The 12,835-nt window shown below is 34.2% G+C and carries 15 protein-coding genes and 1 riboswitch; of the genes, 11 read left to right on the top strand and 4 right to left on the bottom strand.

What is annotated here, in order from left to right; translation table 11 throughout:
• The first annotated feature begins 66 nt into the window (after positions 1–66).
• Positions 67–495 carry an Lrp/AsnC family transcriptional regulator gene (locus AC0ONG_RS24250; RefSeq protein WP_000460471.1) on the top strand — a complete coding sequence of 143 codons (429 nt, stop codon included), beginning with the start codon at positions 67–69 and terminating at the stop codon, positions 493–495.
• A gap of 36 nt (positions 496–531) precedes the next feature.
• Here the strand turns inward: AC0ONG_RS24250 and AC0ONG_RS24245 are convergent, their stop codons facing one another.
• Complete coding sequence (locus tag AC0ONG_RS24245; RefSeq protein ID WP_001001093.1) at positions 532–1,089, bottom strand: cysteine hydrolase family protein; 558 nt, start codon at positions 1,087–1,089, stop codon at positions 532–534.
• Positions 1,090–1,567: 478 nt separating this feature from the next.
• Between AC0ONG_RS24245 and AC0ONG_RS24240 the strand changes: the two genes are divergently transcribed.
• Both AC0ONG_RS24240 and psiE read left to right on the top strand, forming a co-directional pair.
• Positions 1,568–2,524, top strand: a complete 957-nt coding sequence (locus tag AC0ONG_RS24240) for a nuclease-related domain-containing protein (protein ID WP_016078158.1) — start codon at positions 1,568–1,570, stop codon at positions 2,522–2,524.
• A 49-nt stretch (positions 2,525–2,573) separates the two neighbouring features.
• Entirely contained in the window at positions 2,574–2,978 is a 405-nt protein-coding gene (gene psiE, locus AC0ONG_RS24235) for a phosphate-starvation-inducible protein PsiE (protein WP_000834707.1), read from the top strand.
• 48 nt (positions 2,979–3,026) lie between these two features.
• Here psiE and AC0ONG_RS24230 read toward each other — a convergent pair whose 3' ends face one another.
• Positions 3,027–3,503, bottom strand: a complete 477-nt coding sequence (locus tag AC0ONG_RS24230) for a DUF4362 domain-containing protein (protein ID WP_001222628.1) — start codon at positions 3,501–3,503, stop codon at positions 3,027–3,029.
• A 285-nt stretch (positions 3,504–3,788) separates the two neighbouring features.
• On the opposite strand from AC0ONG_RS24230, the gene speG reads away from it, so the two are divergent.
• The 5 genes from speG to AC0ONG_RS24205 all read left to right on the top strand — a co-directional run bounded on the left by speG (position 3,789) and on the right by AC0ONG_RS24205 (position 8,199).
• On the top strand, positions 3,789–4,304 hold the full coding sequence (speG, locus tag AC0ONG_RS24225; RefSeq protein WP_016099169.1) for a spermidine N1-acetyltransferase: 516 nt from the start codon (positions 3,789–3,791) through the stop codon (positions 4,302–4,304).
• Between the two features lie 436 nt (positions 4,305–4,740).
• Positions 4,741–6,288, top strand: a complete 1,548-nt coding sequence (locus tag AC0ONG_RS24220; protein ID WP_136996430.1) for an ABC-F family ATP-binding cassette domain-containing protein — start codon at positions 4,741–4,743, stop codon at positions 6,286–6,288.
• A gap of 5 nt (positions 6,289–6,293) precedes the next feature.
• Positions 6,294–7,487: an MFS transporter gene (locus AC0ONG_RS24215; protein WP_016078155.1), complete on the top strand. Its 1,194-nt coding sequence runs from the start codon at positions 6,294–6,296 to the stop codon at positions 7,485–7,487.
• Between the two features lie 159 nt (positions 7,488–7,646).
• A complete protein-coding gene (locus AC0ONG_RS24210) occupies positions 7,647–7,880 on the top strand; it encodes a DUF3955 domain-containing protein (protein ID WP_000086300.1) in 234 nt (77 codons plus the stop codon).
• Positions 7,881–7,959: 79 nt separating this feature from the next.
• Positions 7,960–8,199: a DUF3947 family protein gene (locus AC0ONG_RS24205; protein ID WP_000980956.1), complete on the top strand. Its 240-nt coding sequence runs from the start codon at positions 7,960–7,962 to the stop codon at positions 8,197–8,199.
• A gap of 30 nt (positions 8,200–8,229) precedes the next feature.
• Here AC0ONG_RS24205 and crcB (AC0ONG_RS24200) read toward each other — a convergent pair whose 3' ends face one another.
• Together crcB (AC0ONG_RS24200) and crcB (AC0ONG_RS24195) are read right to left on the bottom strand one after the other, a co-directional pair.
• On the bottom strand, positions 8,230–8,586 hold the full coding sequence (gene crcB / locus AC0ONG_RS24200) for a fluoride efflux transporter CrcB (protein WP_000568584.1): 357 nt from the start codon (positions 8,584–8,586) through the stop codon (positions 8,230–8,232).
• Positions 8,583–8,987 carry a fluoride efflux transporter CrcB gene (gene crcB, locus AC0ONG_RS24195; protein ID WP_000639338.1) on the bottom strand — a complete coding sequence of 135 codons (405 nt, stop codon included), beginning with the start codon at positions 8,985–8,987 and terminating at the stop codon, positions 8,583–8,585. The genes crcB (AC0ONG_RS24200) and crcB (AC0ONG_RS24195) overlap by 4 nt, the downstream gene beginning before the upstream one ends.
• 54 nt (positions 8,988–9,041) lie before the next feature.
• A riboswitch (Fluoride riboswitch) is annotated at positions 9,042–9,101 on the bottom strand.
• A 231-nt stretch (positions 9,102–9,332) separates the two neighbouring features.
• Here crcB (AC0ONG_RS24195) and AC0ONG_RS24190 point away from each other — a divergent pair.
• The 3 genes from AC0ONG_RS24190 to AC0ONG_RS24180 all read left to right on the top strand — a co-directional run bounded on the left by AC0ONG_RS24190 (position 9,333) and on the right by AC0ONG_RS24180 (position 12,518).
• Positions 9,333–10,391, top strand: coding sequence for an endonuclease/exonuclease/phosphatase family protein (locus tag AC0ONG_RS24190; protein WP_000714043.1), 1,059 nt, complete (start codon positions 9,333–9,335; stop codon positions 10,389–10,391).
• 32 nt (positions 10,392–10,423) lie between these two features.
• Positions 10,424–11,926 carry a DUF4077 domain-containing protein gene (locus AC0ONG_RS24185; protein WP_086398393.1) on the top strand — a complete coding sequence of 501 codons (1,503 nt, stop codon included), beginning with the start codon at positions 10,424–10,426 and terminating at the stop codon, positions 11,924–11,926.
• 196 nt (positions 11,927–12,122) lie between these two features.
• Positions 12,123–12,518, top strand: coding sequence for an SET domain-containing protein (locus tag AC0ONG_RS24180; protein WP_000573651.1), 396 nt, complete (start codon positions 12,123–12,125; stop codon positions 12,516–12,518).
• Positions 12,519–12,835: the final 317 nt, after the last annotated feature.

Below are 12,835 nucleotides of genomic sequence, written 5' to 3'. Positions count from 1 at the left end.
TTCGAGCTAAACTGTAGGGGAAATGAAGATTTTATAGAATTCGTTTCGTATAGGAAGGGGATGTCCATGTTTGATTCAACAGATTTTAAGATTATACAATTACTACAAGAAAACGCTAGAATGAACTGGAAGGAAATTGGGGAGATAGTACATTTGACTGGTCAGGCTGTCGGGAAACGAATTCATAAATTAGAAGAGGCAGGTGTCATTCAAAAATATACGATAAATATCGATAGGGCTAAGCTAGAAGGATCTATTATGACCTTTGTTACACTATTTTTGCATGCACCGCACTATCATAATCAAATTCAAAAATTTTTTGAAAAAACGGACGTAATTACTGAAATGTATCGTATAAGCGGCGATGGGTGCTATGTCATGACTCTTCACACATCTTCGCATCAGCAATTAGAAGAGACTCTTGCAGATGTTTTACATTATGGTGATTATCGTATAAATACTGTCATTAAGACAATGGAAAAAAAGAAAGAATAAGATACTTATCCTTTCTTTTTTTTGAACTGTAATTTTTTATTTGCTCTTGTTTATAAAACAGTTTGCTGACATGACTGTTGCATAAATATCACCAAACTCTAATGCACTCATGAACGATTGATGAGCGTGTACTGCGGGGATTAGATTTCCTTGAAATTCTAAATCTTTTGTTGTACAAGCATCTTCAATTACAATACATTGAAATCCGAAGTCACTGGCAGCGCGTACTGTTGCATCAATACATACATGAGTCATCATACCGCAAATGACTAGTTGGTCTATTTTCTCTGTCTTTAATGTTTCTAATAAATTTGTTCTTAAAAAACTGTTAGGATGATGTTTTTGAATGACTCTTTCGTTAGCAATCGGTTGTACATCATCATAAATTTGAACACCTACTGTATCGGGTAAGAAGAAAGTAGCCCCTTCGTTGTTCGCAATATGTTGTACGTGAATAACTGTTTTATGCTTTTCGCGAAATACTCTCAAAACTTCTTTCGCTTTTTGTGCGGCTTTTTCAGGTTGATGTAATTCCATATTGCCACCTTCAAAGTAATCATTTTGTATGTCGACTAATAGTAACGCTTCGTTCATAGTTAATCCCCCCACATATATTTGTACAGTACGTTGTTTGAACTGTACCGTTATTATATAAAGTGTAGGTATGCGGAAGTAATAGCGTTATGAAACGATTTTAACGTATATAGTTTCATTGTGAAAAAGGTGAAAGTTGGTATAGGCACAAATGGATTTTGTGGAATTCACGGCAAAGTTATAGGTAGAGTGGCGTTGTAGGATAAAAACCATAACTTTGCTGGAGGATCGGGTTATGGTTTTTTTTATGAGGAAATGCGATTTTAAGTTTTTGCTGAAGATGTATTTCTAGGATATGCTGTGAGTGATTGAAGTGAGGTAGTGTCGGATATTGTCGACCGATCGATATATTAGAAAAATCGTTGATATATTGTGAGTTATGATAGATATATTGGAAAAATCGTTGATATATTGCTAGTTGTGATAGATATATTGAAAAAATCGTTGATATATTTGTAAAGGGGTGTTTGAGGTGATTGTGAAAGAAAGAAAAATACCGATTTATATAAGACAGTTAGAAGCGCTTCTTAGAAGGTTACCTGTATATCATCCGAAACGAAATATAATTGGAGAAAACTTGGCAAAACACATGGCGGGGTATAAAGGGGAGCAAGCGATTGATTATCCACTTAGTTTTATTTCTGAGAAAGAGTACAGTGTTTTACATGATGTTCGCTTATCTAATCATGATCAATACTTTCAAATTGATACTATTATCATTTCCACAAAGTTTCTTCTGTTTCTTGAGATAAAAAATATAGCAGGTACATTAATATTTGATACAAAGTTTAATCAACTTATCCGAATAACAGAAGGAAATTCAGAGGGATTTCCAGACCCTGTTTTACAAATAAAAAGGCAGGAAATACAACTTAAAAAATGGTTAAGCTTACATGGATTTTCTTCTAGTCTTCCAATCGAGTCCCTCGTTGTTATTAGCTCGCCTCGTACCATTATAAAATCTTCAGATGACAATCTTCTTCATACAATTATTCATAGTGCAAATCTACCTCATAAAATAAAGTGGTTTGAAAGTAAATATAAGAAAAAAGTTATAGATAATGTAGATAGGCTCATTCATCAAATAATAGCGGAGCATTCTCCACTTCAACAAAATATACTTGAGCAATATAAAATAGAAAAAGAGGAGTTGCTAAATGGAGTACAATGTGAGAAATGCTTAGTTATTCCAATGGTTAAAGTTAAGAAGGGGTGGCGTTGTACAAGTTGTAAAGATTTTTCAAAAGTGGCACATGAGGGTGCTATACGAGATTATGCATTGCTCATTAGTACGACATGTACGAACGGTAATTTGAAAGAGTTTCTCCATGTTTCGTCAGGTATGGTTGTAAACAGAATTCTCCACACACTAAATCTGGCCTATACTGGCAACAACAAAGGACGAATATATGATTTAACTTCTTTCCAATCGTAATTTTGCTATAATAAATAAGTACTTATACGAAGGGGAGTTTAAAGATAAAATGAAGTCGTTTAATATCGATCATGTTATAGCTAGTATTTTGCAATGGATATTAAATATAGCTTTAATTATATTATCCATTGTGTTATCGATTTTCTTAGTGAATGAGACGATCACGTTTGTGCAGTATATTTTTTCGTCAAAAGAGTATACGTCTTATAAATTGGTTGAAAGTATCATCGTCTATTTCTTATACTTCGAGTTCATTGCATTAATTATTAAGTATTTTAAATCGAATTATCATTTCCCGTTACGTTATTTTATTTATATCGGAATTACGGCTTTAATTCGGTTGATTATTGTGTCTCATGAGGAACCGATGGAGACGTTATTATACGCAGGGGCAATTCTTGTTTTAGTTATTGCTTTATACATATCGAATATGAGAGATTTGAGAAAAGAGTAGTAGTGCAGACGTAAGTTTGCACTACTTTTTTATGTGGAATTTTCCACCCTATGATTTTGGGGCTGTAATCAAATGAATAGTGTCAGGACATTCTAATTTATAAGTTACTTTGTTGTCTTCAATATCTTTCTTTATCTTTTGACATGTAGTATTCGAATATTGTATCTCTTGGTTTTCATTATGTTTCTCATTTGTTTTTGTGTAGTCGACATCATAATAGACGGAGGTAGATTCCTTTTCTTTTTTTACAGTTAAATCAATAATAATAGGCTCGTTCTTGTTATTAAATTTAGTAATTCTAACTGAATCGTCTTTATTTGAATTATAGTTTTTTACGAAAGTATCTAATTTCTCTATGTTATAAACTTCATCGTTTTTCTCAATAATATCACCACGTTTTTTGGAAGCCTCAAAAGTATATGTCTCGTTTTTATCGTTTTTTTGCTCATTATTAGTACAACCAATAAGAGTAAATAAGGCTAATGAGATTACAGATAACGCATATTTTCTATATTGTATTCTCATAGATTCAGCTCCTTTTCTTAATTTTTAACGATGATATATTTATAATTTTATTTTATCTTAATGAGCTTTTTGGAAAGCAAAAAGACTGTTCTTTTTTCGTTAAGTTACTGTAAATACCTACATTCTTTATTAATTAGTTATAAATTTCGGCATAATATTTTTACATTAGTTTTTACATCTTGACCTTCAAGTTGCTTGAAAGTTTACAATGAAATTAGGGCGTTTGAAATCGAAAAAAATTGAGAAATTAAGTGAAGAGGTTTCTTTTACTTGGAGGTTATAGGAATGAATCAGGAATTGAAGTTACGTCCATTAGAACGAGAAGATTTAAAGTTCGTACACGAACTGAATAATAATGCCCATATTATGTCGTATTGGTTTGAAGAGCCGTATGAGGCATTTGTGGAGCTGCAGGATTTATACGATAAACATATACATGATCAAAGTGAACGACGATTTATCGTTGAGAAAAATAATGAGATGGTTGGATTGGTCGAGTTAGTGGAAATCGATTATATTCACCGAAGAACTGAATTCCAAATTATTATTGATCCTAATTATCAAGGGCATGGCTACGCAGCAGAAGCGACGCGTTTAGCGATGGATTATGCTTTCGCTGTATTAAATATGCATAAGATTTATTTAGTTGTGGATAAAGAAAATGAGAAAGCAGTCCATGTGTATAAAAAGGTTGGATTTATAGTGGAAGGCGAGCTTTTAGACGAGTTTTTCGTTGATGGTAACTATCATAATGCGATAAGAATGTGTATGTTCCAGAAGGAATATTTTAAAAATAAGTAGTTGAATGATTTGGAGGTAATGTTGACGCTTCGTAAAACTGTATGCTAAAATCCCTTTTAAGTATTAAGGAAGGTGCAGAACATGCTTTATATAAAATTTGTAAAACTCATTAGAAAACTTTGCTCCGCACAAATGTATACGGTGAAGCGTTGTACGGAGCTTAATCAAGGGGCATAAATCCCTATATTCATCGACTGAATAACTTTTCTAAAAAAGTATAGTTTATCTATGCTTATTTGGTTATGGTTTTTCAGTTGATGTATAAAATAGATTAAGGGGCCATAGACAATGCTTTGTCTATGGCCCTTTGTGTATATTATTCCGATGAGTATTTACTGTAAATTGGAGTAGTATAGGAAAAACCACGAAGCAGAGGGCTAGTGTCGAATGACGCTATCTCTCTGCTTTTTTTAATTTCAGGAAAAGAGGAATAAAAATGAGTTTACTTAAAGTTGAAAGTTTATCACATAGTTTTATTGATAAAGTATTATACGAAAATGCTTCTTTTGATTTGCATAAAGGCGAGCATATGGGAATTGTTGGACAGAATGGTGCAGGGAAAAGCACATTAATGAAAATATTGGTGGGAGAAATTATTTCTGATAAGGGAGACATAAAGTGGCAACCCAATATTCAAATTGGACATCTTGATCAATACGCAGAAATTGATGAGGGTTATACCATTTCACAATATGTAAAGAGAGCCTTTTATGATTTGTATGAAATGGAAAAGAGAATGAACAAGTTATATGAAGAAAGTGCGATGACTGGAGATGAGAATCAACTACTAAAAGCAGCTGAAATGCAAGAGCAGCTTGAGGCTCGTGATTTTTATTCAGTAGACAGCGTAATAAATAAGGTGGCAGCCGGTTTAGGTATTGATGCGATTGGGATGGATCGTGTTATTGGTGAATTAAGCGGAGGGCAGCGTGCAAAGGTAATTTTAGCAAAGCTTTTATTAGAAGAGCCTACTATTTTATTACTAGATGAACCGACGAATTTTCTCGATAAGGAGCATGTGGAGTGGCTTGCTAATTATTTAATGAATTTTGAAGGAGCGTTTATTGTCGTATCACATGATTTTGATTTTCTGGAAAAGGTAACTTCTTGCATATGTGATGTAGAGTTCGGAACGGTTAAGAAGTATTACGGAAAATACTCAGATTTTGTAAGACAAAAGGAGCGTTTGCGAAAAGATTATATTCGCCAATATTATGCACAGCGAAAGAAAATTGAAAAAACGGAAGAGTATATTCGTAGAAATATTGCTGGGGTGAATTCAAAAATAGCGCAAGGTCGTAGAAAACAATTGGAGCGTATGGAAAAAATTGCGCCACCAAGTTTTACTCATAAACCGTCTATTCATTTTCAGGAACTTCCCATTTCAGTTCAGACAGTTCTTGAAGTAAATAATCTTGAAGTGGGTTACGATTTTGCTCTCTTACCAAAATTAAATTTTTCAGTGATGGGTGGGCAAAAACTTGTTATTACAGGGTTCAATGGAGTAGGGAAATCTACTTTATTAAAAACAGTCGTTGGAAATATTGCTAGCATTTCTGGAGAGTTTCACTTTTCAGAGCAAATAAACATTGGATATTATGAGCAAGATTTAAATTGGAGCAATGATTCTTTAACGCCGCTTCAAATTATTTCAGAACAGTTTCCTAAACTGAATATGAAGGAAATACGCCATCATTTAGCTGCGTGTGGTGTGAAGGATACGCACGTTTCGCAAGAAATTCGTACGTTAAGTGGTGGTGAACAATCGAAGGTGAAACTGTGCGGATTATTACTATCACCTTGTAACTTCTTAATTTTAGATGAGCCGACAAATCATTTAGATGCAGAAGCGAAGGAAGCTTTGCAAAAGGCGCTAATTCAGTTTAAGGGCAGCATTATACTCGTATCTCACGAAGCAAGTTTTTATCTTGATTGGGCAGATAGCATCTTTGATATAGAGACAGGATTAGTTAAGGGGGTGTGAAACATATGAGTGAAAACAATTGGAAAACGAAAATTATATTATTTTTGACCGCTCAAACTATTTCGTTGTTCGGTTCCTCTCTCGTGCAATACGCGATTATATGGTATATCACCCTTACAACATCATCAGGAGTGATGTTGACTATTTCAACTGTTTGCGGTTTTCTACCACAAATTGCGATATCTTTGTTTGCAGGTGTTTGGGTTGATCGTTATGACCGTAAAAAGATGATTATGTTATCGGACGGGATTATAGCGATTGCGACGTTAGTTTTAGCAAGTTTATTTTTAACAGGATATAAAAGTATTTGGTTACTTTTTATTGTGTTACTCATTCGTTCAGCTGGAACAGGAGTACAAACGCCAGCTGTGAATGCATTAATTCCGCAAATCGTTCCGAAAGAGTATCTGATGAAAGTAAATGGAATAAATAGCAGTATTACATCTTTAATTATGTTTCTTTCTCCAGCAGCAAGTGCGGCGATTCTTTCTATTGCCAGCATTGAAACAACATTTTTTATTGATGTTATTACAGCCATGTTTGGAATTAGTATTATGTTTGTTATTCAGGTCGAAGGACATGTGAATGTAGAGAGTAAGCAAAAATCTAATCTACAAGGAATTAAAGAAGGGTTCTCTTATTTAAAAGAAAATGTATTTATTAAAAGGCTAATCCTTTTATTGATTATCGTCATGATTTTAATAAGTCCAGCTGCTTTTTTAACGCCTTTAATGGTAACTCGTTCTTTCGGGGCCGAAATGTGGAGACTTACTGCGAGTGAGATGACCTTTAGTGCGGGTGCGGCAGCTGGTGGCGTATTGATTGCGGCGTGGGGTGGTTTTCGTAATCGTATGCATACAACAGCGCTAGCTTGTGCATTATATGGACTGCTTATGATTGGACTCGGAATAGCACCGATATTTACTATGTATTTAGTATTTAATTTTTTAATTGGTATAACAATGCCGTGCTTCAATACACCAGTTACTGTGTTATTGCAGGAGAAAGTAGAACCATCGATGCACGGGCGGATGTTTAGCCTTGTACAAATTGCGAATTCATGCGCGCTTCCTTTAGGAATAATAATATTTGGTCCATTGTCGGATATGTTTAGTGTAGAGATTTTATTAATTTATGCTGGGATATTCGTGCTATTTTGCGCAATGTATGTTGTATTAAGCAAGAGGTTTGAAGTGTAAATATTTATGATTTAGAAGGTTTGCGAAGTGATTTAAGATGCTTCGTAAACCTTTTTGTTATTAGTTTAGTCAATAATTATTTATTGTTAAACAATAAATAATTATTGACTGTTAATGTTGTTTTAGATAATATGATGTTAACGATCTAAGGAGAATTACATGAGTAGAGGAGAATGTGAAATGAAAAATAAATACGTAGTAGCTATTTCTTTAATGATTTTAGCGATTATTTCTTTAACTATACATGCTTCAAACAGTAAAATAGGAGCGGATGGATTCCTTGAAGAACCTTTCTTTTTCCTAGTACCGATAAGTTATGTATTGTTCCTTAGTGGTATTGGTGTATTACTATTTGGATTTATTACTTCAAAGCTGAAAAAGGGCAATAGATAGGAGCTACCAATAGGGACAAAACACTCACTATGAAATAGAAACATACCATATGGAAGAAAAAGAATAAGTGAGATGAATCATGATGAATCATTATTTTTATAATGGTAGACAAGTAGGAGCAGCTATTACGCTGGCTGGGGCACAAGGGACAATTCATGCTGTGAATCAGGCTATTCAAATGCAACAACAAGCATATTTTGCACAAATGATGCAAAGTCAGTATATGCCGTATTCACAACTTCCGATGCAAATTGTACATTACGATGTACATCCAGCTGGTTTATTTTCCATTCCATATGGCGGGACATACTTCTTATGAAAGAAAGCGACTGGTTAGAGTCGCTTTTTTTTATATTCCGCCTAGCTTCATTCCAAGGAAGGCAAAGGCGATACCAATTATGTAAGTAGCACTTAAATATAAAAGGAAGATGTACAGTTTTTTACGATTGAGAAGCTGAACAGATTCTAATTTAAGCGTAGAAAATGTAGTGAATGCGCCCATAAATCCAGTACCTAATAATAGTTGCCAGCCTGTAGTGACTCCGTTGCCAATTATATATCCAAGTAAAAATGCCCCTGTTATATTAATAAGGAATGTAGCAATTGGAAATTGTGTTTTATTTCTTTTCTTAAACCAATTGCTAATTGCAAATCGTGTAATCGCGCCGAAAAATCCACCTGTTGCCACTAATAAAGCTTCTATCATAAGTGATCACCTTCCGTAAGATGTTTCTTAATTAAGAAATCACCTAGTGTATAGCCAAGACCAGACATAATGAGACCACCAAGTATGCTGCATGATACATATAAGAAAGCCGTATCCCATTCAGAATGATTGATTAGTTGCACAGTTTCTACACTAAATGTTGAAAACGTCGTAAAGGAACCAATGAATCCAGTCCCAATGCCTGTGATAATTTCTAATGGTAAGATGTTTCGCCGAGCGATATAGGTAGTTAGCCACGCTAATAGGAAGCAGCCGAGTAAGTTGATGAGCAATGTAGCTAGCGGAAATGAATGATTCCATGAAGTATGAATAGTAAGACCTAAATAATAGCGAGAAAGGGCTCCTAATATACCGGCTATGCCAACGATAATATAAATCAATTTCTTCACCTCTTTAAATAGCTTGCTCAAAAAAATAGACTCCTACCAGTAGTTATACTGGTAGGAGTCATTAGCTAAGCAGCAGTTATGGCGAACTCCATCGCCTCTGATTATTACATATAGTGTACTAAATATACCGTTTAATTTCTAGTGAAGAGGTGGGTGTAACTTTTCTTTTTTTGATGTCTGAAGGTTTTTTAGTAATTAAAATGAGATCGATTACTTATCAACTAAATATAGTGATATACAGTTTTAATTATGATAAAATGTTTCTTATGTGTGTCGTTTTATTTTATTTGACTGAAAATAAAGAAAAATAAATTCGCGTGAAAAGGAGTCATTTATTTGAAGAAATTTTTAAAAATCGTATTTATATGTGTTTTAGTATTAGCGGGCATTGTAGGAGGATTTCTAGCGTATATGACACTTACTAAAGAACAGCCTGCTGATGTTATAAGCTTGAAGGTGGAGAATAATAAGGAGCGCGTATTAGCGACTGGAAATGAATTTAAAGTTACAACATTTAATATTGGATATGCTGGGTTAGATAAGGATCAAGATTTCTTTATGGATGGTGGAAAGGGATCTGGTTCAAGTAGTAAAGAGCAAACGGAAATTAATTTAAAGAATATGCTTTCGTTTTTACAAAATGAGAATAGTGATTTTGCGCTATTACAAGAAGTTGATATAAAGTCACTTCGTTCATTTGATGTAAATGGACATGAATTTTTGAAAAAAGGATTACCTGATTATGTTTCGTCATTTGGCAAGAACTACGATACGAAATGGGTTCCAGTGCCAATAACAAATCCAATGGGATATGCGGAGGCTGGATTAAGTACGTTTTCTAAATACACTGTTCAAGAAGCGAAGAGGTTCCAGCTGCCTGGAATGGAGCCTTGGCCAAAGCGTTTGTTTGATTTAGATCGAGCAATTGTGGAATATAAAATTCCTGTTAATAATGGGAAACATGTTAGACTCGTAAATCTACATTTGTCTGCTTATGATGAAGGCGGGAAAATTAGAAAACAGCAAGTAGAGTATTTAAAAGAATATATGAACAAGCATTATGAAAATGGTGATTACGTAATAATGGGCGGAGATTGGAATCAATTAGTTTCGAACGCTCAATTAAGTGATCCGAAGTTTGTGAAAGAGCGTCCTGAGTGGTTAGTAGAGTTACCGAAGGATTTTACAGACGGTGGCTTTAAGTGGGCTGTAGATCCGTCTGTTATGACTGTGAGAGATGATGTAAAGAAATATGTCGAAGGTGAAAATTTCGTCACTATTATTGATGGCTTTATCGTTTCACCGAATGTAGAGATTGTAAATGTACAAGGGAAAGATTTAAAGTTTGAAAATAGCGATCATAATCCAGTGAGTGCGGTATTTAAACTGAAGTAATTGATATGTATAAGTAGAAGGTGGGGCTTCATATGGAGTGGTTAAAGAGGACTTGTTTTTCTAACCTTGAGAAAGAATCACAGAAAAATCATTTATTACTGTTTATAACGATTTGTAGTTTCTGCCTTGGGATAATCGCGATTGGGTATTATGGATATATTTTTACAGAGAGAGCAATAGCGTTTTGGATTTGTGGTATTTCTGTCGTTGCATTTGGAACGCTTTTTACTTTTATAAAAAGTATGGAATCAGCGTATAAATATATCATGACATTTATGTTGCTTACCATGTCTTACATCATGGTACAAGCTTTTAATGAAAGCCCGGCTGTATTTCAAATGGTTTATTTTACATTAGCTGTTTCACTTATTTACTTAAGTGAGCGCCTCATTTTAATTCTTGGCGGGGTAGCTGTTGTAATCACATTTATTCTTTGTAGCTATTGGCCGAAGCAATTTTTTGCTTATACAGCCTCGTCTGAAGCTGCTAATTTTGCAAGTTTGTTAGCGATTGTAACAATTGCTATGTGGGGCGTCACGAAAATCGGTTCTAATCTGCTCCTTCATTTAAGTGATGAGAAGCAAGAAGTAATGAGAAAAGCTCAGGAGCTAGAAGAGACGCAAAGACTTATTGAAGAAACAGTTGTGAAACTAGATAGTAATTTCAATCATTTAAGGCAAAATATGAACACGTCGATGGAATCGATGAGTGAAATTAATTTTGCCTTTGAAGAGGTAGCAGTTGGTACGCAATCACAATCAGAGATGATGTATCGTTCGGTAGAGGTATTGAATGATATGGAGGGAAATATTGAACAAATCATCTCTCAAGTAAGAACTGCATCGGCTCGTGTGGATGAAAGTTTAGACATTTCAAAAGGTAGTGTACATACTTTAAAAAATTTTGAAGCTAACATGAGAAGTTTAAATGATGTTGTTTCACAGTCTGGAATTATATTTAGAGATTTAATGATGCAATCGAAACAAATTAATGAAATTGTAGATGTAATAACGAATATTTCAAGTCAGACGAGTTTGCTAGCTTTAAATGCAAATATTGAAGCTGCGAGGGCAGGTGAGCATGGAAAAGGTTTTGCTATTGTAGCGAGTGAAGTGTTAAAGCTTGCTGAAGAATCAAATCATTCTGCGGGAAGAATTCAAGGGATTTTGAAGGAGTTTAGTAATCAAGCAAGTAAGGTAGAAGTGCAGGTAGAGAAGTCAGAAAGAGTACAAGAAGAGTGTAACGAAATGTTAGCAAGCGTTTTAACAAACGTAACTGATTTAGGGAAGTTTATTGATGCGATTAATAAAGTAATGCGAGAGGTTGTTATTCATCAAGAAAGTTTCCAAGTTAAAACGACGAATATTGTAAAGGATGTTACGCATGCTTCTAACGTAATTCAGCAAACTTCTACAGCTACAGAAGAAGTGCTAGCGAGTGTGGAAGAAGAAAAACATCGAAATGATATATCGGTGAAGACGTTACATACTGTTAGCGAGCAAGTGAAGTTACTAGAAGATATTCTAGAAAAGTAATATTTCTTGAAAAGGGCACACCATGTGTGCTCTTTTTTCATTTAAATGAATACTTGATAGTAATTTAATTGCTTTTCTGCGCGTTTTCTGCCAAGCTTAAGGAGATAAAGTGAGACTAATACCTACTGATTATTAGTTGAACCTCGCAAATAGCGGGATAAAATACTTCAAAGAAAGAATTATATAGGTGACGAATATGATTGAAGTTAAGACTTCTGAACTTAGTGATGGAGAATTTAATAGAGGTGTATTTGCAACTCGTGATATTAAAAAGGGTGAGTTGATTCACTCAGCACCAGTTATCTCTTATCCGAATGAACAGCATGAACACATTGAAAAAACGTTACTTGCTGACTACGCATTTGAGTATGGGGTAAATCATACGGCATTCCTGTTAGGATACGGCATGTTATTTAATCATGCATATAATCCGAATGCAACGTATGAAATTGTCTTCGAGAATCATACTTTTAACTTCTTCGCGTATAAGGATATAAAAGCGGGAGAAGAAATTTTAATCAATTATAATGGTGAAGTGGATGACGATGAGCTATTATGGTTTGATAAGGAAAAAGAAGAGAACGAAAAATAATTTAATGAGTATAGAAAGAGCACATTCTGTGGAATGTGCTCTTTTTTCATTGATGTAAATAAAGTAAAAAGTACAAAAAAATACCACTTTCTTTTTGTATGGTATAGTAAGATACTGAGGGATAGTGTTTTGAAAAAGTCACATATTTTACAAATTGTTGTCTTTCTGATGACATGTCAAGTTTAGTAGTCCATTTGGGTTGCTTTATTATGCAATATATATTTTAATATGAGTGGCACCTCTTATAAATTAAGAGGTTTATAGGTGTCTCGAATTGATTTTGGGTACACTGTATCCACCACTTTAGGTTCTTTCAT

It is taken from the genome of Bacillus sp. TCT6 (assembly GCF_056033845.1).
This window is presented reverse-complemented; position numbering and strand designations above follow the sequence as displayed.

Coding starts and splice junctions, on each gene's coding strand:
- AC0ONG_RS24250 (WP_000460471.1), top strand. CDS start 67: ATGTTTGATTCAACAGATTTTAAGATTATACAATTACTACAAGAAAAC.
- AC0ONG_RS24245 (WP_001001093.1), bottom strand. CDS start 1,089: ATGAACGAAGCGTTACTATTAGTCGACATACAAAATGATTACTTTGAA.
- psiE (WP_000834707.1), top strand. CDS start 2,574: ATGAAGTCGTTTAATATCGATCATGTTATAGCTAGTATTTTGCAATGG.
- AC0ONG_RS24230 (WP_001222628.1), bottom strand. CDS start 3,503: ATGAGAATACAATATAGAAAATATGCGTTATCTGTAATCTCATTAGCC.
- speG (WP_016099169.1), top strand. CDS start 3,789: ATGAATCAGGAATTGAAGTTACGTCCATTAGAACGAGAAGATTTAAAG.
- AC0ONG_RS24220 (WP_136996430.1), top strand. CDS start 4,741: ATGAGTTTACTTAAAGTTGAAAGTTTATCACATAGTTTTATTGATAAA.
- AC0ONG_RS24215 (WP_016078155.1), top strand. CDS start 6,294: ATGAGTGAAAACAATTGGAAAACGAAAATTATATTATTTTTGACCGCT.
- AC0ONG_RS24210 (WP_000086300.1), top strand. CDS start 7,647: ATGAGTAGAGGAGAATGTGAAATGAAAAATAAATACGTAGTAGCTATT.
- AC0ONG_RS24205 (WP_000980956.1), top strand. CDS start 7,960: ATGATGAATCATTATTTTTATAATGGTAGACAAGTAGGAGCAGCTATT.
- crcB (WP_000568584.1), bottom strand. CDS start 8,586: ATGATAGAAGCTTTATTAGTGGCAACAGGTGGATTTTTCGGCGCGATT.
- AC0ONG_RS24185 (WP_086398393.1), top strand. CDS start 10,424: ATGGAGTGGTTAAAGAGGACTTGTTTTTCTAACCTTGAGAAAGAATCA.
- AC0ONG_RS24180 (WP_000573651.1), top strand. CDS start 12,123: ATGATTGAAGTTAAGACTTCTGAACTTAGTGATGGAGAATTTAATAGA.